Source organism: Microcoleus sp. BROC3, assembly GCF_036702515.1.
GTDB lineage: Bacteria > Cyanobacteriota > Cyanobacteriia > Cyanobacteriales > Microcoleaceae > Microcoleus.
The window spans coordinates 59,563-81,155 of record NZ_JAUBTQ010000015.1; the positions used below are offsets into that span (position 1 = coordinate 59,563).

26 protein-coding genes and 1 pseudogene are annotated in these 21,593 nt (G+C 46.5%); 18 read left to right on the top strand and 9 right to left on the bottom strand.

Annotated elements, in window-relative coordinates; translation table 11 throughout:
• Together QUB30_RS11990 and QUB30_RS11995 are read left to right on the top strand one after the other, a co-directional pair.
• Window positions 1-222: WD40 repeat domain-containing protein (locus QUB30_RS11990; protein ID WP_333333422.1), on the top strand; the 222-nt coding region annotated here is incomplete at its 5' end.
• A 402-nt stretch (window positions 223-624) separates the two neighbouring features.
• Window positions 625-2,280 carry a SpoIID/LytB domain-containing protein gene (locus tag QUB30_RS11995; RefSeq protein ID WP_333333424.1) on the top strand — a complete coding sequence of 552 codons (1,656 nt, stop codon included), beginning with the start codon at window positions 625-627 and terminating at the stop codon, window positions 2,278-2,280.
• A gap of 262 nt (window positions 2,281-2,542) precedes the next feature.
• Here the strand turns inward: QUB30_RS11995 and QUB30_RS12000 are convergent, their stop codons facing one another.
• From QUB30_RS12000 to QUB30_RS12020, 5 genes and pseudogenes are all read right to left on the bottom strand, one after another.
• Entirely contained in the window at window positions 2,543-2,842 is a 300-nt protein-coding gene (locus QUB30_RS12000) for a ferredoxin (protein ID WP_333333426.1), read from the bottom strand.
• 160 nt (window positions 2,843-3,002) lie between these two features.
• Window positions 3,003-3,233 carry a hypothetical protein gene (locus tag QUB30_RS12005; protein WP_333333428.1) on the bottom strand — a complete coding sequence of 77 codons (231 nt, stop codon included), beginning with the start codon at window positions 3,231-3,233 and terminating at the stop codon, window positions 3,003-3,005.
• Between the two features lie 72 nt (window positions 3,234-3,305).
• A pseudogene (locus tag QUB30_RS12010) lies at window positions 3,306-3,936 on the bottom strand (IS1 family transposase).
• A gap of 452 nt (window positions 3,937-4,388) precedes the next feature.
• Complete coding sequence (locus QUB30_RS12015) at window positions 4,389-4,688, bottom strand: ferredoxin (RefSeq protein ID WP_333333430.1); 300 nt, start codon at window positions 4,686-4,688, stop codon at window positions 4,389-4,391.
• Between the two features lie 160 nt (window positions 4,689-4,848).
• Window positions 4,849-5,088, bottom strand: a complete 240-nt coding sequence (locus tag QUB30_RS12020) for a hypothetical protein (RefSeq protein WP_333333432.1) — start codon at window positions 5,086-5,088, stop codon at window positions 4,849-4,851.
• Window positions 5,089-5,217: 129 nt separating this feature from the next.
• Here QUB30_RS12020 and QUB30_RS12025 point away from each other — a divergent pair, with 129 nt between their 5' ends.
• Window positions 5,218-6,231: a Gfo/Idh/MocA family oxidoreductase gene (locus tag QUB30_RS12025; protein ID WP_333333434.1), complete on the top strand. Its 1,014-nt coding sequence runs from the start codon at window positions 5,218-5,220 to the stop codon at window positions 6,229-6,231.
• Between the two features lie 48 nt (window positions 6,232-6,279).
• Here QUB30_RS12025 and QUB30_RS12030 read toward each other — a convergent pair whose 3' ends face one another.
• Window positions 6,280-6,882, bottom strand: coding sequence for a glutathione S-transferase family protein (locus QUB30_RS12030; protein WP_333333436.1), 603 nt, complete (start codon window positions 6,880-6,882; stop codon window positions 6,280-6,282).
• Window positions 6,883-7,134: 252 nt separating this feature from the next.
• Between QUB30_RS12030 and QUB30_RS12035 the strand changes: the two genes are divergently transcribed.
• The 4 genes from QUB30_RS12035 (at window position 7,135) to QUB30_RS12050 (ending at window position 9,301) form a co-directional block, all read left to right on the top strand.
• Window positions 7,135-7,560, top strand: coding sequence for a DMT family transporter (locus tag QUB30_RS12035; RefSeq protein ID WP_333333438.1), 426 nt, complete (start codon window positions 7,135-7,137; stop codon window positions 7,558-7,560).
• Between the two features lie 152 nt (window positions 7,561-7,712).
• Window positions 7,713-8,144 carry a pyridoxamine 5'-phosphate oxidase family protein gene (locus QUB30_RS12040; protein ID WP_333333440.1) on the top strand — a complete coding sequence of 144 codons (432 nt, stop codon included), beginning with the start codon at window positions 7,713-7,715 and terminating at the stop codon, window positions 8,142-8,144.
• A 27-nt stretch (window positions 8,145-8,171) separates the two neighbouring features.
• On the top strand, window positions 8,172-8,300 hold the full coding sequence (locus tag QUB30_RS12045; RefSeq protein ID WP_445300487.1) for a hypothetical protein: 129 nt from the start codon (window positions 8,172-8,174) through the stop codon (window positions 8,298-8,300).
• Between the two features lie 17 nt (window positions 8,301-8,317).
• The gene (locus QUB30_RS12050) at window positions 8,318-9,301 is read left to right on the top strand and encodes an aldo/keto reductase (protein WP_333333443.1); all 984 of its coding nucleotides are present in this window, start codon (window positions 8,318-8,320) and stop codon (window positions 9,299-9,301) included.
• A gap of 798 nt (window positions 9,302-10,099) precedes the next feature.
• Here QUB30_RS12050 and QUB30_RS12055 read toward each other — a convergent pair.
• Entirely contained in the window at window positions 10,100-11,062 is a 963-nt protein-coding gene (locus tag QUB30_RS12055) for a glycosyltransferase family 9 protein (protein WP_333333562.1), read from the bottom strand.
• A gap of 169 nt (window positions 11,063-11,231) precedes the next feature.
• Here QUB30_RS12055 and ispD point away from each other — a divergent pair, with 169 nt between their 5' ends.
• The 3 genes from ispD (at window position 11,232) to QUB30_RS12070 (ending at window position 13,131) form a co-directional block, all read left to right on the top strand.
• Complete coding sequence (gene ispD, locus QUB30_RS12060) at window positions 11,232-11,924, top strand: 2-C-methyl-D-erythritol 4-phosphate cytidylyltransferase (RefSeq protein ID WP_333333445.1); 693 nt, start codon at window positions 11,232-11,234, stop codon at window positions 11,922-11,924.
• A gap of 209 nt (window positions 11,925-12,133) precedes the next feature.
• Window positions 12,134-12,796, top strand: a complete 663-nt coding sequence (locus QUB30_RS12065) for a Uma2 family endonuclease (RefSeq protein WP_333333447.1) — start codon at window positions 12,134-12,136, stop codon at window positions 12,794-12,796.
• Between the two features lie 5 nt (window positions 12,797-12,801).
• Window positions 12,802-13,131, top strand: a complete 330-nt coding sequence (locus QUB30_RS12070; protein ID WP_333333449.1) for a hypothetical protein — start codon at window positions 12,802-12,804, stop codon at window positions 13,129-13,131.
• Between the two features lie 157 nt (window positions 13,132-13,288).
• Here QUB30_RS12070 and QUB30_RS12075 read toward each other — a convergent pair whose 3' ends face one another.
• Window positions 13,289-14,221, bottom strand: coding sequence for a LysR family transcriptional regulator (locus QUB30_RS12075; protein ID WP_333333451.1), 933 nt, complete (start codon window positions 14,219-14,221; stop codon window positions 13,289-13,291).
• 265 nt (window positions 14,222-14,486) lie between these two features.
• Here QUB30_RS12075 and QUB30_RS12080 point away from each other — a divergent pair, with 265 nt between their 5' ends.
• The 4 genes from QUB30_RS12080 to QUB30_RS12095 all read left to right on the top strand — a co-directional run bounded on the left by QUB30_RS12080 (window position 14,487) and on the right by QUB30_RS12095 (window position 17,042).
• Entirely contained in the window at window positions 14,487-14,777 is a 291-nt protein-coding gene (locus tag QUB30_RS12080) for a hypothetical protein (protein WP_333333453.1), read from the top strand.
• Between the two features lie 91 nt (window positions 14,778-14,868).
• Window positions 14,869-15,132: a hypothetical protein gene (locus QUB30_RS12085; protein ID WP_333333455.1), complete on the top strand. Its 264-nt coding sequence runs from the start codon at window positions 14,869-14,871 to the stop codon at window positions 15,130-15,132.
• Window positions 15,133-15,213: 81 nt separating this feature from the next.
• Window positions 15,214-16,302 (top strand): tetratricopeptide repeat protein, encoded by a 1,089-nt coding sequence (locus QUB30_RS12090; protein ID WP_333333457.1) that lies wholly within the window; start codon window positions 15,214-15,216, stop codon window positions 16,300-16,302.
• 230 nt (window positions 16,303-16,532) lie between these two features.
• Window positions 16,533-17,042, top strand: a complete 510-nt coding sequence (locus tag QUB30_RS12095; protein WP_333333459.1) for an N-acetyltransferase — start codon at window positions 16,533-16,535, stop codon at window positions 17,040-17,042.
• Window positions 17,043-17,182: 140 nt separating this feature from the next.
• Here QUB30_RS12095 and QUB30_RS12100 read toward each other — a convergent pair whose 3' ends face one another.
• Window positions 17,183-18,760, bottom strand: coding sequence for an adenylate/guanylate cyclase domain-containing protein (locus QUB30_RS12100; RefSeq protein WP_333333461.1), 1,578 nt, complete (start codon window positions 18,758-18,760; stop codon window positions 17,183-17,185).
• An 88-nt stretch (window positions 18,761-18,848) separates the two neighbouring features.
• On the opposite strand from QUB30_RS12100, the gene QUB30_RS12105 reads away from it, so the two are divergent.
• The 4 genes from QUB30_RS12105 to accD all read left to right on the top strand — a co-directional run bounded on the left by QUB30_RS12105 (window position 18,849) and on the right by accD (window position 21,538).
• Complete coding sequence (locus QUB30_RS12105) at window positions 18,849-19,109, top strand: hypothetical protein (protein ID WP_172185099.1); 261 nt, start codon at window positions 18,849-18,851, stop codon at window positions 19,107-19,109.
• Between the two features lie 234 nt (window positions 19,110-19,343).
• Window positions 19,344-20,174 carry a prepilin peptidase gene (locus tag QUB30_RS12110; protein WP_333333463.1) on the top strand — a complete coding sequence of 277 codons (831 nt, stop codon included), beginning with the start codon at window positions 19,344-19,346 and terminating at the stop codon, window positions 20,172-20,174.
• A gap of 62 nt (window positions 20,175-20,236) precedes the next feature.
• Window positions 20,237-20,458, top strand: coding sequence for a hypothetical protein (locus QUB30_RS12115; RefSeq protein WP_172185103.1), 222 nt, complete (start codon window positions 20,237-20,239; stop codon window positions 20,456-20,458).
• Between the two features lie 129 nt (window positions 20,459-20,587).
• On the top strand, window positions 20,588-21,538 hold the full coding sequence (accD, locus tag QUB30_RS12120; RefSeq protein ID WP_333333466.1) for an acetyl-CoA carboxylase, carboxyltransferase subunit beta: 951 nt from the start codon (window positions 20,588-20,590) through the stop codon (window positions 21,536-21,538).
• Window positions 21,539-21,593 lie beyond the last annotated feature (55 nt).

The following is a 21,593-nucleotide window of genomic DNA, read 5'->3' on the forward strand; positions in this document are numbered from 1 at the left end:
GAATTTCAAGGACATCAAAATGAGGTATTGAGTGTCAGTTTTAGTCCCGACGGCAAATACATCGCTACGGCATCAAATGACAAAACAGCCAGGTTGTGGCGAATCAGAAGTTTAGATGAAATGCTGATCCAAGGTTGCGATTGGCTGCACGACTATTTGCAGAATAATGCTGATGAAAGCGAGAAACACCTCTGCGATGAGATTAGTGCTCAGAATAAATGATTAGCCAATCAGTCGGTAGGTGCAAATATAGCAGAAGGAAGAAGGAAGAAGGAAGAAGGAAGAAGGAAGAATTAGCAAGGATTTCAGCGATTAAGAATGTCCTAACCGTTTTGGTGTTTGCTATAAACCTTAGCGTGTAACAGAATGTAAAGCGATCGCAACTTTTGCTATTCCTGCGTTTCACTCGCAATGACAGATTTACCGCAGGGGTACGAAAAGAGCAGTTGCAGCACGCACACGGGCGTAAAAAACCCGGTTTCTTTGGTCTGGCGTAAGTCCTGACTTAACAGAATTCTGGCAACTAAACCAGCCTCTCTTCCGGAATTCCCCTATAGCAGCGGCAAAATGTGCTAACGTACAATCAAAAATCCCCCAATTTCAACTATCGCGAGACAGATAACCGTGTTCGCTCAAGCACCTCCAACTCCCAATTACAAATGGTTTAGCTGCATTTCTAGCACTGTTTTCACCGCATTGTGCCTGTTGCCCATTTTTAGCGCTGCGGGATACGCCCAAACTCCCCAAAATAGACCGATCAAAATTGGCGTGGTGCAGCGGTTTGGTACCAAAGCAACCGACAAACTGACGCTGAAAGCATTACCGGGCGACAGCTTAACTTTGCGTTACAAAACTCCTCAAGGCATAGAAACCAAAACGGCTGCTAGCGTCAAGTTAGAAATAGCCCCGAAACCTCTGGAAACGCCGGCAGTAGAAGAACGAGTGGTACTAAGTTCTCACCGCAGTTTCGAGAGTGCGGAAGACAGCGCTAATCAGTGGCGCGCCCAGGGAATAGAAGTAGAAATTGCTCAACCTTTGCGCTGGCAAGTTTGGGCGAAAAGAGATACTTACAACTCTCCTTTGGTGCGGCGCTGGCTGTTGCAAAGTTTGCAAGAACGAGGCAACACAACAGCTTTTTTGGATTCCAAAGTTTTTAAACAAGTACCCCAGGCATTTTGGGTTTTAAACGGCTTTCGCTTCAACCGCAATGAGTTGGATGTGACGGCGGGGAAAAATGTGATTGAGGTATTGGAACAAACTACCCAAGAGGCGACAGCTATTGAACCCGAAAAAGCTATTCAACAAACTCGCCGTTATGGCGGCAGTTTGCACCTGCAAAAAAATTCTTACGGCACTTATACTTTGGTGAATAAGGTGCTGACGGAAACTTATTTGCGGGGTGTTGTTCCTCACGAAATAGGGGCTTTTTCGCCTTACGCTGCGATTGTGGCTCAAACTATTTTAGCGAGAACCTACGCCCTGAGAAATTTGCGCCGGTTTGCTGTGGATAATTATGAGTTGTGCGCTGATGTTAACTGCCAAGTTTATCAAGGTTTGACCGAGGTTTACCCGCAAAGTGATAAGGCGATCGCCCAAACGAGCGGTTTGGTGCTAACTTACGAAAATCAGCTAGTAGACGCGCTCTATTCTGCGTCTAGCGGTGGCGTGACAGCCTCTTTTAACGATGTGTGGCAGGGCGCGGAACGTCCATATTTGCGATCGATCGTCGATTCCCCTAATAATGTCTGGGATTTGTCCAAGCAGAGTTTGTCTGATGAAAACAACCTCCGCCGCTTTATCAGTTTGGAAAAAGGGTTTAATGAAGAAAAAGAAGACACTTTTCGGTGGCGCGAACCAGCTTCTTTGACAGCGATTGGTGGATTTCTCAAACAGTATCTTCAGAAGAAACAGCACCCGCTGGCTAATCTTAAAACTGTGACTCAAGTGGAAGTGGTAGAAAGGTCGCCGGCAGGTCGAGTTTTGAAAATGAAGGTTCAAACTGACTTGGGCCCCATCGATATCGACAAAGACGAGATTCGCAATGCTTTTTACCCGCCGATTAGCACGCTTTTTTACCTAGAACCAATTTACAATCCCGACAAAACTCTCAACGGTTATGCTTTTGTCGGAGGCGGTTTCGGACACGGAGTGGGAATGAGTCAGACTGGTTCTTACAATTTAGCTAATTTGGGCTGGAACGGATCTCAAATTCTGAGCTTTTATTTTCCCGGCGCTCAAGTTGTGCCGCTCAGCGATAACATTACATTTTGGGGCCAATAAAATTAAACTCCCAAAATTGAGTGAGGACTTGCGTAAAAACTATCGAATGCAAGCAGGAGCAATGCAATCTCAATGCCGGATTTTTCCGAATCTTTAGCGCAAGTCCTAAAATTTTGAAATTTGAGATTTTAGATTCTAGGCTGAATTTTACGAGTTAACTAAAATCTGCTATCTAAAATCTCAAATTATTCGGTCAGCTATCGCCTCAAACTGCTATTAATCAATAGCTTGGAGTTAGAGGAGATTGCTGGCGGCCCCCATTTTAGTAGAGCTCTTCTTCTTTGTGAGTTTCTATGGTGCAGTCAGACTGGGGATAGGCGACGCAGGTGAGGATCATTCCGGCCTCGATTTGGTCGTCGTCCAAGAAAGATTGGTCGGATTGGTCAATTGTGCCTGATATGAGTTTGCCGGCGCAGGTGGAGCAAGCACCAGCGCGGCAAGAGTAGGGGAGGTCGAGTCCTTGTTCTTCCGCAGCATCTAGAATGTAAGTATCTTCATCAACCTCAATGGTCTGGTTAAGTCCTTCGGCTTCGCTGATGAGGGTAACTTTGTAAGTTGCCATGCACTAATCCTCTCAAAAATTCAACAAAATTTATAATTTTTCCTAATGCAACCTTCAAGGCTTTATTAGCTCTGAGGTTAGCTGTTAGGTTCGTTCCCTCTATGATAGTAGGGGAAAGAAGCAAGGTTGCAACACTCCTTTACCAAAAATTTGAATGGGATTAGTTATAACTTTTTCTAATTTCATCTTGATTGCTTATACCTATGTTGGGTTCAGCGGTGCGATACTGTTGCTGTCGGACTTGCGCCCAATCACCCGGTTTTTGGGAAAAATCCTGTTTTGAGTCGCTAAATACAGCCCAAAAACCCGCTTTTTGGTGTACGTCGATCGAGTTTCCGCAATACTTGCTGCAAGGCAAGTCCCTGCCGACGGTGAAATGGGCGTTGCACAATTGAGGGATGATTCAACCAGAGAGAGGCACAGTCTTGTGTTTTAGATCGCCAACAACCAGCCGAAGGGAAATTTATAACATTTCTAATGATTTTGAATAACATAAAGTTTTAACAGTGTAGGCGAGCTAGACAATACCTCAAACGAGTATTTTCTTCCACCCTCGTCAAGCAAGATTTTGCTGACTATATCGTCACAATCGTCACTGAATTGGGGATAAACTAGATAACTATCGCTGACCTAAAAAAAACTGCCAACCCGAATAATAGTCCATAAAAATTTAAATGTTGGAGACGATCGATCTCCAACAACTCGGGCTAAAATACCTGGAAGGCTCTTATTTAGAACAGTCCAGACCCACAGCTTGTTTGGTTTTTACCTTTTGTTAAGTCTGTAACTCATCAATCTGGGCCACTTCGGGAATCTCTTCATCATCGGGTTCGGATCGCAGGCTATTCCCCACGGCTGTTACCCAGTTAATCACCGTGTTGTGATTCACTCTCGCGTCAGACGTTCTATCCGCCTAAATCCATTGCCTTCAACATAGAGATGTCAACAATGCCGTTTGACCCATAGCTGAATAACCTAGTTTCGCATATATTTCTATAAATTGACGCTCGCTATCGGAGCAAATATAGTGCAAGTTTTCCCCTTTTTCAGCCATTTTTATTGAGGTTTACGGACGGACATTGAGGACAAATTATATTCAAATTTGATAGACTTTCATCTTCAATCATACCGCATCTGTACAACCCCGAATAAAGAGGTTAGAAAGCCTGGATTTGGTAATTAACCTGCAAAAATTTAGGACTTGCACAAAAATGATTGATTTTGGCGATCGCCAGCAGCGACTCTACTATTTCAATCCCTGATTTTTCCGATTTCTGGCGTAAGTCCTAAAATTTTTAGATTTTAGACTTTGGATTCTAGATTGGTTTCACAGTTAATCTAAAATCGGCCATCTAAAATCTAAAATTATTTGGTCAGCTATCTGCTCAAACAGCTAGGAATTTATAGCTGGGAGTGACAGACCGCTGGCGGCTTTGTTGCAGTCTTGGACTCAGAAACCCCGTTTCTTAACGTAATTGCGCTATTTCAGCTTAATTTGAGAAACTAGAAACCGGGTTTCTGAGGGTATCCTGCGGAGCGTCCTTTCTTAGTAGAGCTCTTCTTCTTTGTGAGTTTCTATGGTGCAGTCAGACTGGGGATAGGCGACGCAGGTGAGGACATATCCGGCCTTGATTTGGTCGTCGTCCAAGAAAGATTGGTCGGATTGGTCAATTGTGCCTGATACGATTTTGCCGGCGCAGGTGGAGCAAGCACCAGCGCGACAAGAGTAGGGAAGGTCGAGTCCTGCTTCTTCGGCAGCATCGAGAATGTACTCATCGTCATTAACGTCAATGGTCTGGTTAAGTCCTTCGGCTTCGCTGATGAGGGTAACTTTGTAAGTTGCCATGCACTAATCCTCTCAAAAATTCAACAAAATTTATAAGTTTTCCTAATGCAACCTTCAAGGCTTTATTAGCTCTGAGGTTAGCTGTTAGGTTCGTTACCTCTATGATAGTAGGGGAAAGAAGCAAGGTTGCAACACTCCTTTACCAAAAATTTGAATGGGATTAGTTATAACTTTTTCTAATTTCATCTTGATTGCTTATACCTATGTTGGGTTCAGCGGTGCGATACTGTTGCTGCCGGGCTTGCGCCCAGTCACCCGGTTTTTGGGAAAAATCCTGTTTTGAGTCGCTAAATACAGCCCAAAAACCCGCTTTTTGGTTTGCGGTACGTCGATCGAGTTTCCGCAATACTTGCTGCAAGGCAAGTCCCAGCAGGCGGTGAAATGTATAGTTAGATCGCATCCAGACTTGGGTGTTGAAGGATCGATCGAATAAATCGCACCACAACCACAGCTTAAAATCTGGGCGATGGCAACCTAAACCCTTGCACCGCAAGTCTGTAACTATCTAAAATATCCCATCTAAAATTCTATGACTAATATTGATACTCGCTTTGGTTTTTCAGTTAATTCTCCAATTCGCGTGGGGATTGTGGGTACTGGTTTTGCCGCTAAGTTGAGAGCCCAGACGGTTCAAGCTGATGGGCGATCGCAGTTAGTAGCGATTGCTGGCCACACCCCTGAGAAAACGGCAGCATTTTGTCAGGGATTCGGGGCCGAAGCTGCTGTTTCTTGGCGCAAGCTGGTAGAAAGAGACGATTTAGATTTGGTAATGGTCTGTACGGTCAACCGGGATCACGGGGCAATCGTCCTGGCGGCATTAGAAAATGACAAGCACGTTGTGGTCGAATATCCTCTATCTTTAGAAGTATCTGAGGCAGAAAGGGCGATCGAACTTGCCGCCCAAAAGCAAAAATTCCTCCACATCGAACACATCGAACTGTTAGGCGGTTTGCACCTAGCAATCAAAGAATCGTTGCCATTAATCGGTAAAGTATTTTACGCCCGCTACCTGACTGTTAATCCTCAACATCCAGCCCCGCAGCGGTGGACTTATCAACATTCCCTCTTTGGGTTTCCGTTAGTTGGTGCAATTTCGCGACTGCACCGATTTACCGATTTATTCGGGGAAGTCACAAGCGTTAACTGTCAAGCTCAATTTTGGGACACTCAGCCGGATTTGTACAAAGCTTGTTTGTGCAATGCACAGTTGCGCTTTGCCAACGGCCTTGTCGCTGAAGCTGTTTACGGAAAAGGCGAAACTTTTTGGCAGTCTGAAAACATTTTTACTATCTACGGGGAAGAGGGAACGCTGATTTTCACTCCAGAATCAGGTCAATTAATTCAGGGAGACAATCGGCAAACCATCAAAGTAGGAACGCGGCGCGGCTTGTTTGCTAAAGACACCGATATGGTGTTGGAATATTTGTCAAACGGTACACCTTTGTACGTGAATAATGCCAGTAGTTTGTACGCTTTGAAGGTGGCAGATGCTGCGAGGCGATCGAGCGAAACTAGGCAAAATGTAGCCCTTAGCAATTCATAAATTTAATTTATCTACAGACACGGGTGCGGAGTCCGCACCTTACTAATTTTAAGTTAATTGTGTCATGCTGATATATCGAGGCTGACTTTTTACGCGATCGATCCAAGTTTGAATTGCTGGAAATCTGGTTAAATCAAATCCGCCTTCGCCCGCAACATGAGTGTAAGCAAATAAACCGATGTCAGCAATAGTATAAAAATCACCAACAAAAAAGTCATGTTTTTCTAAATGCTGTTCCATCACCCCCAAAGCAGCATAACCGGGTGCTTGTTTTTGTTGCAGTGCTTCTTGATATTCTTCAGCTTTTCCTGTCATGTACCAAAACCGAGAAGTCGCAATAAAAGGTTCGTGGCTGTATTGTTCAAAAAATAACCACTGCATGACTTGAGCTCGTTCAAATTGCTCGGTGGGGAAAAACTTAGTTCCTTCGCTCAGATAAAATATAATCGCATTGGATTCAAAGATAAATTTATCCGGTTCTATTTCTAAAACAGGAATACGCCCATTCGGGTTTTTGACTAAAAATTCAGGAGTTCGACTTTCTCCTTTGAGAATATCAATTTCGATCCTAGCGAACGAAATATTCAGTTGATTTAAAAGCAAGCGGACTTTGTAGCAATTCCCAGAGAGCGAATATTCGTATAGTTTCATAAGCACTTGTTTATATCGCAGAGAACACAAAACACGCAGAGTTAACAAACAAAGAGAAGTTCACAAGTTATTATTGTAGCATTTGCGAGTAAGAGCAGCTTTGCTACTTTCATAATATTTGACCTTACCAAGCTTTTTAGCTATGGTTTTTTCTCACAAATCATTTAGGATGGCTATAGTATTTCCGGTAGCACAACGGTTGTCTGTTTTGGAATTAGCGGTGCTGGACATCTTCAGCTCGCAGATTTAGCGTTGCTGGGATCGGTAATTGCGGCTGCTTTTGGCTATGGTGAAGGTGGGCGATTAGCTCCGATGTTAGGTGGATGGCAAGTTATCAGTTGGGCATGGGTGATTGTAGCTCCTTTCGAGGTTTTGCCAACAATATTTGTGGTTTTAAAACAAGGGTTGATAGCTTCACCGATCGCCTGGATCGGTTTTGCTTATGTGAGTGTTATTAGTCAATTTATCGCATTTTTTGCCTGGTATCATGGTATGGCAATTGGTGGAGTTGTCCGGGTAGGTCAAATTCAGTTGTTGCAACCATTTTTGACGATATTGGCCTCGGCAATTTTGCTTGGTGAAACCCTGAAGCCGATCGCCCTAGTCACGGCCTGTTTGTTTGTTGCTAGCGTAGCTGCGGGTAAAAAAGCATCAATTAAGCGGGCAGAAGATTTGTGAGGCGATCGCTTTCTTAACAGGCTATTGACTCTGAGCATTGACTTTCACATATCGACTCCATCCAACGACAGATGTAAAGCCGGGATTATTTCTGTTCAATACTACCAATCAACTGAAATTTTAAGAGAATAGTAATGTTAGATATTGATGAAATGAGTTCAAAAGAAATACACGAGCTGCTACAACAAGTAGGATACGGTCATCTGGGCTGCATACACGAAGGCAAACCCTACGTGATGCCAATGAATTATTATCTCGAAGGTTCGGACATCTACCTGTTTACAACCGAAGGCATGAAGACTCATGACATAGATGCAAATCCCGAAATCTGTCTGCAGGTTGAAGAAATACACGATGCGCTTCATTGGCGCAGCGCGATCGTGAATGGTCGAGCCTCCCGCCTCACTGTTCAGGAAGACATCGATCGGGCAATGCACTCGATCAAAGAACGCAATCCAACGCTGTCACCTGCTATCAATCGAACCTGGATTGACGCTCAAGGACGTTCAGAAACGATCGCAATTTACCGCATCGACGCGAGTGAAATGAGCGGACGCACGACTGATGGAGTCAGCAGTCGCTAAGAACCGAGATAGCTCAAACGTTCTAGCATGAATGAATTTTATGCGATCGCCATTGATGCAGATGCCATTGGCCGTGCGATCGCCTATGCCATTGAGCAGCCCGGTGATTTTGATGTAAATGAAACGATCGTCCGTCCGACACGTCCAGAACTTTAGACTAATAGGAAAACATCATGAAACAGCGAAAACTCGGCAATCAAGGATTAGTAGTCTCAGAGTTAGGACTCGGCTGTATGGGGATGTCCGAGTTCTACGGCATAGCCGATGAGTCAGAAGCGATCGCCACCATTCATCGCGCCTTAGAGCTAGGCGTGACTTTGCTCGACACGGCTGATATGTATGGTGTAGGTGACAATGAGGAGTTGGTTGGCAAAGCAATTAAAGGGCATCGCGATCGAGTCATCATCGCCACCAAGTTTGGCAATGTACGCGGTAGCGACGGCAGCTTTAAGGGCGTGAATGGCAAACCCGAATATGTCCGCTCTTGCTGTGATGCCAGTCTCAAGCGTCTGGGCGTAGATGCGATCGATCTTTACTATCAGCACCGAGTCGATCCAAACACTCCCATCGAAGAAACCGTAGGCGCAATGGCGAAGCTCGTCCAAGCCGGGAAAGTTCGCTACCTTGGGCTTTCCGAAGCCGCGAGCGCCACGATCCGCCGCGCCCAAGCAGTGCATCCTATTTCCGCACTCCAGACTGAATATTCGCTCTGGAGCCGCGAGCCAGAAGCCGAGATTTTGCCCACCTGTCGAGAGTTAGGGATTGGATTTGTGCCTTATAGCCCTCTGGGGCGCGGGTTTCTCACAGGCAAAATCAAGAGCCTCGACACGTTATCTGACGGAGACTATCGAGCACAACGATACCCTCGCTTTCAAGGCGATAATCTCCAGCAAAATCTGCAGCTAGTCGAGCAGATTGAGCAGATGGCCGCGGCTAAGGGCATCAAAGCTGGACAGTTGGCACTGGCTTGGGTTTTAGCGCAGGGCGAAGACATTGTGCCGATTCCAGGCACCAAACGCCGCACCTATTTAGAAGAAAACATTGCCGCAGCCGCTGTGACGCTGACTCAAGCAGAACTAGACCAGCTCGGGAAAGCGCTACCATTAGGAATTGCGGCGGGCGATCGCTACCCCGATATGAGCAGCGTCAATCGTTAGGAATTGGCGCGAGTAAAGTATTCGGCGTTGCTGATTAACGGTACGAACAAAATTTTTTCGGAAGTTACAAAACTCACCCTCCGAGGGCTGATGGCAATTCCGAACTATTGAATTCATTCCTGTATTAAGCAACGCCAAGTATTCTTAACTACGGCTAAATTTTTGATTCAGGAGCGATCGTGTCAAAACTTTTGGTTTGGGGAACACCCGTCAGTAGCTACAGCAGATTGCAGGTAGATAGAGTACACTCATGTCAGTACACGAACGGGTAAAATCAAACTTTACTCCATCGAATGAGGGATAAAAAGTAGTCAAAGCCTACGAGTCAGAAAATACATCAATTGAAAATTAGCCACGCAATTTGATGTGAGTAAAGCTTTTGTACAGAGACTACTGAAACCAAATAAAATAAAAGGTTATGTACAACCAGAAAAATAGGGTGGCACGATGAAAAGTGAGTTAGACGGATACTCTGCTCAACTTGCTCAGATAGTCGATAAATATCCAGATGCCACCCGATCGGAATACTGTGAATTATTTATGCAACTTCATGTAAATTTGGTATTTACATGAGGATGATGGATGATTGGGAAGACTAACATCGAGTTTTAGATACCCGACTTCTTTCCTCGTCCCCCGGCTCTGCCTGGGGACGCAGACAAGCGAGGCTATGCCTCTTGTGAAGCCCAGACAAGCGAGGCAGAGCCTCTAGATATGGGTTCCCAGGCAGAGCCTGGAAACCAGCTAAATTGTAGGGACAGGGCACCGCGCCGTGTCCTGACTTAGATATCCTAGTTTCTAGCCGCCCCAAACTTTCTTTAAAACCTCTTGAGGAGAGATGTCTGCCATTTTGCCAGTAGGAGATTTAATGCCCAAAAATCGATCGCTCTTTGGCAGCAATTTCGCCGGTTCAGTCGGGCCGAACAAAGCTATTGTATAAGTTTGAACCGCCACAGCTAAGTGCATCGGCGCACTGTCAGTACATATCATCAAATTAGCAGCAGCAATGGTGGCAGCCAACTTGCCGACATCATCAGGCGAGATAACTTTTACCTTGGGACATAACTCGACTAACTTTGTCACGAAGTCTGCATCTTCGGGGCCTTTCACAACAACAACGGGCAAATTCGGCTGCCGCTGCTGACAGTCTTCGATGATTTGCTTCCAGTTTCCTGTAGGGTAAATTTTGTCAATACCTTTAGACACAGCTAATTGACTGGAACCGCCGTGAATTAGAATGTAACCGCTCTCTTTGATTCCCAACCGCTGCTGTTCGGCTTCCGCCCACTGAATGTCCTGTTTTGGTACATTAATTGCCAGTGCCGGACAAGGATTTGTAATGTTGAATCCTTGCAGCAAATCGTGGTACATTGAAGCCGCGTACTGTTCAGTTTTCAGCGGTACGGCAGCGGTGAGAAATCGAGCGCCGTTGGTTCCCGAATAGCCAACTCTCTGCGGAATGCCGGTCAGCCACAGCAGAAGTCCTACAGTCCACCGCTGGCCGAGGGAAATCACTGCTTCGTATTCGCGATCGCGAATTACGCCCAGTAAATTGCCCAAATCTGCCATAGCGTTGCGGTCTTTGAAATTGTACGTCAAGACTTCTTTGACGGATTTGCAGACTCGGTAAGCGCCCTTCGCCCTCGGTTCCACGATGACATCAATTTGCGCCTCTGGATAAGACTGCTTGAGGTCATCGAGGGTGGGGAAAAATAAAATTTGGTCGCCAATCCCGCCAGGGACAAGTGCTAGTATTCGCATCATAAACGCTCGGCTATTATCTATCGAGGTAGCTCTCAGCGATCGGCCTTCAGCTATCAGCTTATAGTATTTCTAGACTTTAAAAGCTACTGGCTGACAGCTAAACAACTGACCCAAAAGTACAGGACGCTCTTAATATATACCTAGTTGGGTTAAGAACGGTTAGTTAATGTACTTATTAATTCCTGCGGCGGGTTCGGGGCGACGGATGGGGAGTCAGCGGAACAAACTGCTGCTGACTTTGCTGGGAAAACCTTTGCTGAGTTGGACTTTGGCTGCTGCTGAAGCTTCGCAGCACATTAGCTGGATTGGCATCATGGGTCAGCCAGACGATTTTCCTGATTTTAAAGCAATTCTGAGCGATTTATCTTTGGTTAAGCCCGTGGAACTGATTCAAGGTGGCGCGACCAGGCAAGAGTCAGTTTACAACGGTTTGCAGGCTTTGCCACCAAATGCCGATCGAGTGTTGATTCACGACGGGGCCCGATGTTTGGCAACTGCTGAATTGTTCGATCGATCTGCTGAGGCCCTGTTGAGCTGTCCGGGCTTGATTGTCGCCGTCCCGGTCAAGGATACGATTAAGGTCGTAGATGAGCGTCGGATCGTGCGAGACACCCCAGACAGAAGCAATTTGTGGGCCGCTCAGACTCCCCAAGGATTTGAAGTGAAATTGTTAAAGCAGTGTCACGAAGAAGGGCGACAGAAAAGTTGGGAAGTTACAGACGATGCGGCTTTGTTTGAAAAATGCGGTTTACCAGTGCAAATTGTTGAGGGAGAAGAGACGAATTTGAAAGTCACAACGCCGGTTGATTTAGCAATAGCAGAATTTATTTTGCGGCAGAGAAAAGCTCAGAGTAAATAGAATTTGTTGACTATTTTTAAGAACGGGCAAGATGCCCGTTCCACAATCAATAATTTGTGATTTGTGGAACAGGCATCTTGCCTGTTGCCTGTTCTGCCTGTTGCCTGTTTGCCTGTTCCTTCCACAATCAATAATTTGTGATTTGTGGAACAGGCATCTTGCCTGTTCCTTATGTTATTTTAGAAATATCATAGCTGGAAGTAAAAAATATGATTTCTGTTGCGCCGATCGCACCACCGTTACCCATAGGCGAACAGCGGGTAGTGTTTAGAAATATTACTTGGCAGGGTTATCAACAACTGCTACAGATTTTGGGTGATAAACGAGCGGCTACATTGACATTTGATCGAGGGATTTTAGAAATAACCATGCCTTTAGAAGAACACGAATTTTCGGCACGCTTAATCGAACTTTTGATTCGGATTTTGGTGGTAGAGCTAGGTTTAAAAATCAAAACAATGGGTTCGACAACCCTCGATCGATCGGACTTAGAGCGCGGTGCAGAACCAGATAATGCCTATTACATCCAAAATCAGCCCCTCGTAGCCGGTCGCACAGTAGATTTAGCCACAGATCCGCCACCCGATTTAGTCGTAGAAGTAGATATCACCCATACCGATATTAACAAGCTTGCTCTCTATGCCAGTATGGGAGTACCGGAGTTTTGGCGGTACGATGGTAGAGAATGGCGAATTTATAAGCTGGAGAACGATGAGTATTTGGAAGTATCGGTCAGCCCCACTTTTGCAATACTTCCGAAGTCCAAGCTGTACGAATTTTTGGCAGCAGCGCAGCTAGATGAAGTAGAAGCGGAGGTGAATTTACGCAACTGGGTGAGAGAGATGACGAATATTAATACAAGTGGAGGATGAAAGCAATGGAATATAGCGGTAAATGGCGGATCGCGGAGATGGAATTGTGGGATAGTGATTACTTGGACATGGAAGTTGAAGCGTATATCGAGATCGATCAAACAGGTTCAGGAGAATTTCAATTCGGTTTAGTATCAGGTGAAATTGACGGCGAAGTCGTACAAGATGGAAAGGATCGGCGATTTGAGTTTACATGGGACGGTAATGACGAGAACGATCCTGCATCTGGTAGCGGTTGGCTCAAATTAAAGGATAAAAACTCGGTAGACGGTCGAGTCAAATTCCACCAAGGCGATAGTTCTAGTCTTGTGGCTAAGCGCATTAGCAGTAAATAAGCGATCGTACTATTGGTTATGCGATTTTTTTAAATCACAGATGAACGCAGATGAACGCAGATAAAATCCCATCCGCGTTCATCTGCGTTCATCTGTGATATCTGCGGTAACAAAATCCCAATCTAACCAATAACCAATAACAACTGACTTAGGTTTCTCATGAAGGATTAATCGGAAAATCGCCCTCACTATCAACCTCTGCCACACTTTTAACTAAATCCAAAAATGCAAACACGGCCGGAATCAACAACCCATCCTTCAAAACAGCCACCCCAATTACCCTCTCAAAATCCGCAGGCAAACTGCAAACTTTCACCGAAGTAGGTATCGGTTCCGCCGCCAAACGGGGAAGAATTGCTGTACCCAAACCTTGTAGCACCATACTGACAATAGTTGAATCTTCACTGAGTTCGTAAGCGATATTTAAGGGAAATTTCGCTGTTGTCAAATACTTGCGCAGCGGCATCGAACAAGGATTTTCGGCCGGCTGCAAAATCAGCGGATACTTCGCTAATTCTTCCCAGGTAATCTGAGCACTTTTACATTGTGCATTCGGCGGCAGCAACACAACATATTTATCCCGCAAAATTTCCCTCGTTTCAAATTCATCGGAGATGGGAAGAGATACAAAGCCGATGTCTGCTTTGCCCGATCGCAAAGCCTCTTCCACAGCTTGCGTATAATAAACTTCGGCAATGCTGACCGCAATTTTGGGAAAGCAACTGCGAAATTTAGAAATAATACCCGGTAGGATATGAGTTGCGACACTCCGAAAAGTAACTATCCGTACCTGGCCTCCCTGCAAACCTTTTTCTAAATCCGCTTCTTTGACCATCATTTCTAAGGCGCGGGCTATTTGACGCCCGTGACTCACTACCCTTTGCCCCACCGGCGTCAGTTGAGCACCGTGTCGCCCCCGGTGGAACAGTTGCACTCCCAATTCTGTTTCTAAAGAGGCGATGGCGTGGCTGACTGCGGACTGGGACAGTTCCAATTGCAAAGCCGCCTCGCTAAAGTTTTCACAGTCTGCTACTGCTAGCAAAGCCTGAATTTGAGAGAGTTTCATCCGCCGCGTATTGATTTCGTTCATAGCGTGTGTGCCAGTAGTACCCAAATTGTCACAAGGGCTTCTATCAATCTATCGATTTTATTCATACAACCTATGCAAGCAATGCTTTGATTGTCAATTGCCGCAGAGTTAAGGTTAATTTATCAGGTAACAGATAGACTTCAACAAAAGTTGCACGACAACAATATTAGGCGGCATTTGCCATCAAAATATTGCATTGTTACGCTATTGTTTGTAATTTTATGGATGCAATTTTTGTTGAAATTATAACTTGAAGGTGTGGGCTATGTCTACTTGCAGAAATCCGATCGATCCTCCCAAAATAAAAATTGTTTCGATTGCCGATCGAGTTAAACCATCCCAAAAACATCAAGGACGATCTGTATTTTGGGTTGTGAATCAAATTTGGCAGTTTTTCTTCGCCGCCGATGGCCCAGACGAGCTGAGAATTTGGCAGACCTCAGATAATGATGGTAACACTTGGTGGCACGGTTGCGATCGAGCTACAGGTCGCTCTATCGACGGGGCAACTGATGATGAAATGCGCGATTGGATCGCTCGGCGTTACTGCCAATAGTCGATTGTCGGTGGTGTGGAAATGAAGTGAAAGACAGTCTTCGATTAGCAATTCCCAATTACCAATTCTCAATTACCAAGTAGGAGATGCTATGCTTCAAATATCTTCCGAGTTGGCAGCGCCAGATCGCATTATGCTGATGGAAAACGAGGTATACAGATTGCCTCAAACTCATCGAGAAATTCAAGTTTTGTCAGGAACTGCTTGGATCACGGTTGACAAACAGGACATCATCTTGCAAAGCCATGAAAAAGCATCGCTTCCACCCAGCAAAAACTTTGCTGTCATCTCCGCACTCAACAATATGCCGCTAATTCTGGCAGTCTGGCAAGACAAAAACCAACTCAGAACTTAGCGATTGAGAAAAAATTCGGCAGGAACATCCCAAAAAGCTCTATCTTAATAGTTATAACTTGGCTATTGGAGGACTCGATCGGTGCACTGCCGCTCTTACCACTTCAGCTATCTCGCAGCTATAAGTATTGTCTTATCGCCCGCACTCAGCTTGCTGGCAATTTCAGACGCCCGGGCTTATGTCCCAATTATCAATGCGAGGCGCGCCCAAGCGAGCGATTCCTTACGGGATAGCTTCGCTTCACTCGCTCAGGCAACAGACCCCAAAACGCAAGCAGACCAACTCTTTGAAACAGGAGTAAAACAGCACCGCGAGGGTTTGTTTCAAGAAGCAATCCAGACTTTTGAGCAAGTTTTGGCAATTCGCAAGCAACTAGGCGACAAACCCGGAATTGGAGAAACCCTCAACAATATGGGGGAAGTTTATGCCGAAATGGGTTCGAGGCCCAAAGCTTTGGAAGTTTTGGGGCAAGCTTTAGTCATTCACCGAGAAATCGGCGAAGGGCGTCGTATCGCGCGCACTATCAATCTCATCGGTTTTGTCAACCGCATTGCGGACAATTTTTCCGAAGCGATGAAACTGCACCAAGAAGCTTTGGAACTTGCCAAAAGTGCCAACGACCAAATTGAAATTGGAGAATCCCTCCACAACATCGCCGCAGTGTACGGAGAACAGGCAGATTACGCCAAGGCGATCGAATTTTACCAACAAGCGCGCACGATTCGCACGACCTCCGGCGATCGCCGCGATTTAGGCCGTACCCTCAATAACTTGGGCGGCGTCTACTACAACATCGGCGACTTTAATAGAGCGATGGAATTTTACCACCAAGCTTTAGCAATTCGCCGGGAAATCGGAGACAGGGCTGGCGTCGGCCGCCTCCTCAACAACATGGCACTTACCTCTCGCAAACTCGGTAAAGATACTCAAGCGCTGATCTATTTTCAGCAAGCGATACCAATGTTAGAAGCAATCGGCGACAAGACAAGTATTGGACGCTTGCTCAACAATATGGGCGCGATTTATGAAAGTATCGGTCAATATGCTAAAGCTCTTGAATCCTACGAAGGAGCTTTAAAAATTGCTCGTGAGGGCGGCGATAAAGCCGGAGAAACTACAGCGATGGAGGGTATTAAGCGATTGTCTTCCGGTCAGCTTGTGCCGCAATAATGAAAGTTAAGCGGTTCGGCCTCTCGGGTGAAGATTGGAAGAGATGGACTTTGGCCATTTGGCAGTAATCTGTCAGTGGTTGCATCATGTGTTGCCAAAAATACATGGCTCAAAAAGAGGAAAAAGGCTTGAGGGGATCTATAATTTGATTAATATCGCGATCGAAAGATAGAAACAGTTTCTGTAGTAATACGTCTGCCAGAGTGGCAGCACAACCATTAATCTAAGCTATGGATATCCGTACCGAAAAGCCAGAAGATTTAGAGACCGTTCGCCAAGTTAATATTGCGGCATTCGGGCGAGAAAATGAGGCTAACTTAGTCGATCGATTGCGGGGAATAGCAGCTACATATTCATTCGTTGCCGTCCAACCCGATCGCATTGTCGGACACATTTTCTTCAGTCCGGTTGTTGTCGCAGGAAAATGTTCTAGCAATTTGTCGATTCTGGGGTTGGCACCAGTCGCAGTTCTTCCCGAATACCAGCGCCAAGGTATAGGAACGCTGCTGATCCAGCACGGTTTACAAGAGTGCAGGCGATCGGGATTTCAGGTAGTGGTTGTGCTTGGTTATCCCGATTTCTATTCGCGTTTTGGGTTCATTCCTGCTAGTAGAAAAAGCTTGAAATGTGAATATGATGTGCCAGATGAGGCTTTTATGGTTTTGGAGTTAGAAAGTGGAGCTTTGCAGGATTGCAGCGGAACGGTGAAGTATCGATCGGAGTTTAGTCTATGCGAGTGACGAAGCGGCGGTTTTTATTATGATGTATCGTACAACCAACATTACACAATTGACATTTAGGAGTCAGACTGGAAAGCTGTTGTACTGTAGTTGCCTTTGTGAAGCATAAAACTTGCACAACTATTGCCCAGCAAAGTTATTTAAACGCCCCCTTTTCCCTTCTCCCCTTTTGCACCTTGCAAAGCAAAAATCGGAGTCAGAGCAGATTTCCCCTTCAGAGCAACAGCTCCCAAAGCCTCGCAAATGAAGTTTAGCTCGATCGACTCAAACACCATTTCAGCAATCAAAATTTGGTTTTCCCCCGCCTTGCTCATCAACCGAGCTGCCGTATTCACCGTATCGCCGAGGATATTAAACTCCCTGCGCCCTCGCGGTTCCCCAACCTCAGCAGCAAACACCGGCCCCCGGGACAGCCCAATTTGACAGCTTACTTTTACTTCTTCGCCCGCGATAATTACCAGAGGCAAACCTGCAATCATATCTCGGATCGCAATCGCCGCACTAGCCGCGCGGCTGGCGTCATCCGTGTGAGCGTCGGGCACGCCAAAATAAATCAGCATATCCGAACCGTTCAAGTGAGCCGTTACTTTTTGCAACACGCCCCCTTTAGCTGACACTACAGCATCAATCGACGCAAACACCCGAGAAAAACCCAGTACCAGATTGACTTCTTCCTCCAGCGAAGCTTTGTCCACAGACTCCGGTAAACCAATCAAGTTGACAAACATCACCGTCGGTTCGGGAAAATCAGGCGGAATTTTCCGCCTGTCTGCATTTTCCACCAGCAGTCTCAGAATCGCTTTGGGAATATAACTAGCAAGGGGTTCAAGCCGCTTCACAGATTCCCCGATTTCTTTTACCAAACCCGCTACGCTGCGATCGAGCAATACCGAACTCGGCATCCGCCGCCCAGTCAAAGTGATATCATACTCTCCGAGTCGATCGTCCGTGAAATCGTCCGCCACCAAAAAATAACCCTGTTTCCCGGGTTCAAAGCGAAATTGCTCTCCCAAAGACTCTCTAGCGGTTTCAGTCACACACACCCGCCCCACACTCCCAGAACCCTCAGTTTGCTTGGCTTGCTGGACTGAATGTCCCACCAGTACGTGAGCCATCCGCTGCGGGGTACCGATGTCAGCACTAATGTAGCGGCCGCAGTGGATGCCCACCCGCATCTTCAAAGACAAAACACCCCGCGCCGTTTCAATATTCGCAAATTCAGCCATCGCCCGCTGCATCCGCAAACCAGCCCGCACCGCCCTGGCTGTATCCTCTTGGTGAATTCCTGACAGAAACTGCACCAGCATTGCATCTCCGGTAAACTCCAGCAAATCGCCGCCCGATTTGCTGACAATTTCAATCATCGAGGCAAAATAGTCGTTAATCACGCCCAGCAGCGTTTCAGCTCCCTTGCGCCCTTGGGCCGCGTTCGCTTCCAACAGCGACGTAAACCCTTCCAAATCGGTGAACAGCAAGGTGCCTGTTTGCCACTGGTAGCGCACCTCGCCCGGGTTGGGCGGAGATTCGGACACGGGCCTGGGCACGTAGTCGTGGAGGATGTACCGGAGAGTGCGCAGGTGCTCGAAAACTCCCATGAGCGTTGCGGGGGACGGATCTACCCACGCAGCAGCGTACAGTTGGGCAGAAAGGAGCGCTCGCAGCCGCAGTTCGATCGCAGCTAAGGGAGGATTGTAGGTTAATCTATTAATAATTTCCACCTAGTTTATTCTTAAAAAATAAGGTAAGTTCGATCGCTCTAGAGGCAACACCAATAGCTCGACTTAATACCATTATGATAAGTTTCCAGTGAACCCATACCAACCAAACCCCGAACCCACGATAGAAACTTCCGAAAGTCACAGTTTGCTAGCTCCCGATTTGATCAAAGCTGCTCGATCGGCCTATGGTATGTATCTAAAAGTGCATTCCGACCAGATGCAGCGTCCGGCCGGTGTAGTTGTCAGTCAAGGAAGCGATCGAGGTCAGCTAATTTTTGCTTCGCAGCCCGTTTTGTTGCCCGGTGAACGTTTTGTTACTTTTGACGAAATTGAATCTCAAATGTATTAATTGGTAATTGGTAATTGGTCATCAATCATTCGTAACTAATATTATGTCCGCTCGAACGCTCGCAATAAAATAAATTTCTAGTGCAGGCCTAAGTTTTCAGGATTTTATGAAAATTTGCATTTTTGACTGTTAACACCTTTTATGATGGGTAATTGACCGTACACGATCTAAAAACTAACAACTAACAAGTGACACATAACCACAGTCAACAATGAACAGTCAACAGACAAATTAATGGAAATTCTCTTTAATTGCCTTGTCACGGCGATCGTCTTTATTGTCGGATCTGCTATTGGCAGTTTTCTAAATGTGGTAGTCTATCGGTTGCCTGCGGGTTTGTCGGTGATACACCCTCCTTCTCGCTGTCCCAAGTGTTTAAATCAACTCAAACCTTACGAAAATATACCGATTTTCGGTTGGCTGTGGCTGCGGGGACGCTGCAATTACTGCCGCAGTCGGATTTCGGCCCGCTATCCGCTGGTGGAAGCAGCTACGGGTTTGCTGTTTTTGCTAATCTTCTGGCGGTTTGGGGCGGGTGTGCAAACTCTGGGTTTTTGGGCTTTGTTTACCTGGCTGTTGGCTTTGTCTTTGATTGATTGCGATACAATGACTTTGCCTAATTCTTTAACTCGATCGGGTTTGGTGGTCGGATTGGTTTTCCAGGTGGCGAAAGGTTGGTGGCCGACATTTAGTCCGATCGACTCGGTACACTATCTCGTACTCGACGGGATCGCGGGAGCAGTTGTGGGGTTGTGGCTGTTTGACGCCATCGGACTCGCCGGGACGATCGGCCTGGGGCAGAATGCGATGGGGGCCGGAGATACCAAATTGGCCGCCTTGATGGGAGCTTGGCTGGGCTGGAAATACTTGCTGCTAGCGGGATTCATCGCCTGTGTAGCCGGGGCTTTTGCCGGTGGCGGGGCGATCGCCCTCGGGTTGCTCGATCGGCGTCAACCCATGCCTTTCGGCCCGTTTCTGGCTCTCGGTGCAGCAATTACTGCTCTGTGGGGCGAAGCCATCTTATCTACTTACTTGCAGTTGTTTTTCCCGAATTTTAGTTTCTGATCGGCAGCTAGTCTAGCGATCGAACTTCATAATATCGGTTCATAAATTGGTAAAATTGTCCCGTGTCTTGGATTACACTTAAAACCACTAGCTTTCGCTGGGAAGCGGAATTAATGCAGCAGCTCCTGGCTGCTCATCAAATCCCGGCCCGGATTGTAGACTTGGGCATAGCATCTTATTTGGGGGCTGGAAGTGCTACAGCCCTGCAAGTTCTTCCAGAACACCAGCGAACTGCATCGCTCCTCATCAGTCCCGTTGAAGATGAGCCAGAATCTGGTGATTAGTCATTAGTCATTAGTCATTAGTCACTAAACAACTAGCAATTGACAACTAGCAACTGACAACTAACAATTACTAATTACCAATTACCAATTCCCAATTACCAATTACCAATTACCAATTACCAAGTTTTAATGTCTCTATTTGATTGGTTTGCAAATCGACGAAAATCAGTACCGAACTCCCAAGAACGGCCGGAACGAGAAATTGCGGACGGACTTTGGAATAAATGCGAAGCTTGCGGTGCCCTCAGTTATACCAAAGACCTGCGAGCAAATCAAATGGTTTGCTTGGAATGCGGGCATCATATCAGAGTTTACAGTGACGATCGCATCGAGCAGTTGATCGATCCCAATACCTGGGTACCCATTAACGAAGGACTGCACGCCACCGATCCCCTGAAATTTCGCGATCGAAAAAAATATAGCGATCGACTCCGAGAATTTCAAGAAAAAACAGGCCACTTAGACGCCGTAGAAACAGGCATCGGCAAACTAGAAAATTTGCCAGTCGCCCTCGGAGTCATGGAATTTCAGTTCATCGGCGGCAGCATGGGCTCAGTTGTCGGAGAAAAGCTGACTCGCCTCATCGAACACGCCACGCGGGAACGCTTGCCCGCGATCGTGGTCTGCGCTTCCGGTGGTGCAAGAATGCAAGAAGGAATGCTCAGCTTGATGCAAATGGCTAAAATTTCCGGGGCTTTGGAACGCCACCGGGAAGCGAGACTGCTTTACATCCCGATTTTGACCCACCCGACCACCGGCGGCGTCACCGCCAGTTTTGCCATGCTGGGAGACATTATAATTGCAGAGCCAAAAGCTACTGTGGCCTTTACGGGCGGCCGGGTAATCGAGCAAACTCTGCGCGAAAAGCTGCCGGAAAATTATCAAACTTCCGAATACTCCTTCGCCCACGGTTTTGTAGACTTGATTGTACCCCGGACTCAATTAAAGAAAACTCTCGGTCAGCTCATCAGCCTCCACCAGCCCCAGCCTTTCTTGGCCGGCTCGGAATTCCCCGCCCTCAATGGCAGCGACAACCACGCTTTGCCCCCGCAGACTCACGCTTTCAAACTTTCTCCCTAAGCTGCCGCGCCGGAGGATTGTCTGTTGGTGAGTGCGGGACACAGAGGAAATTGCT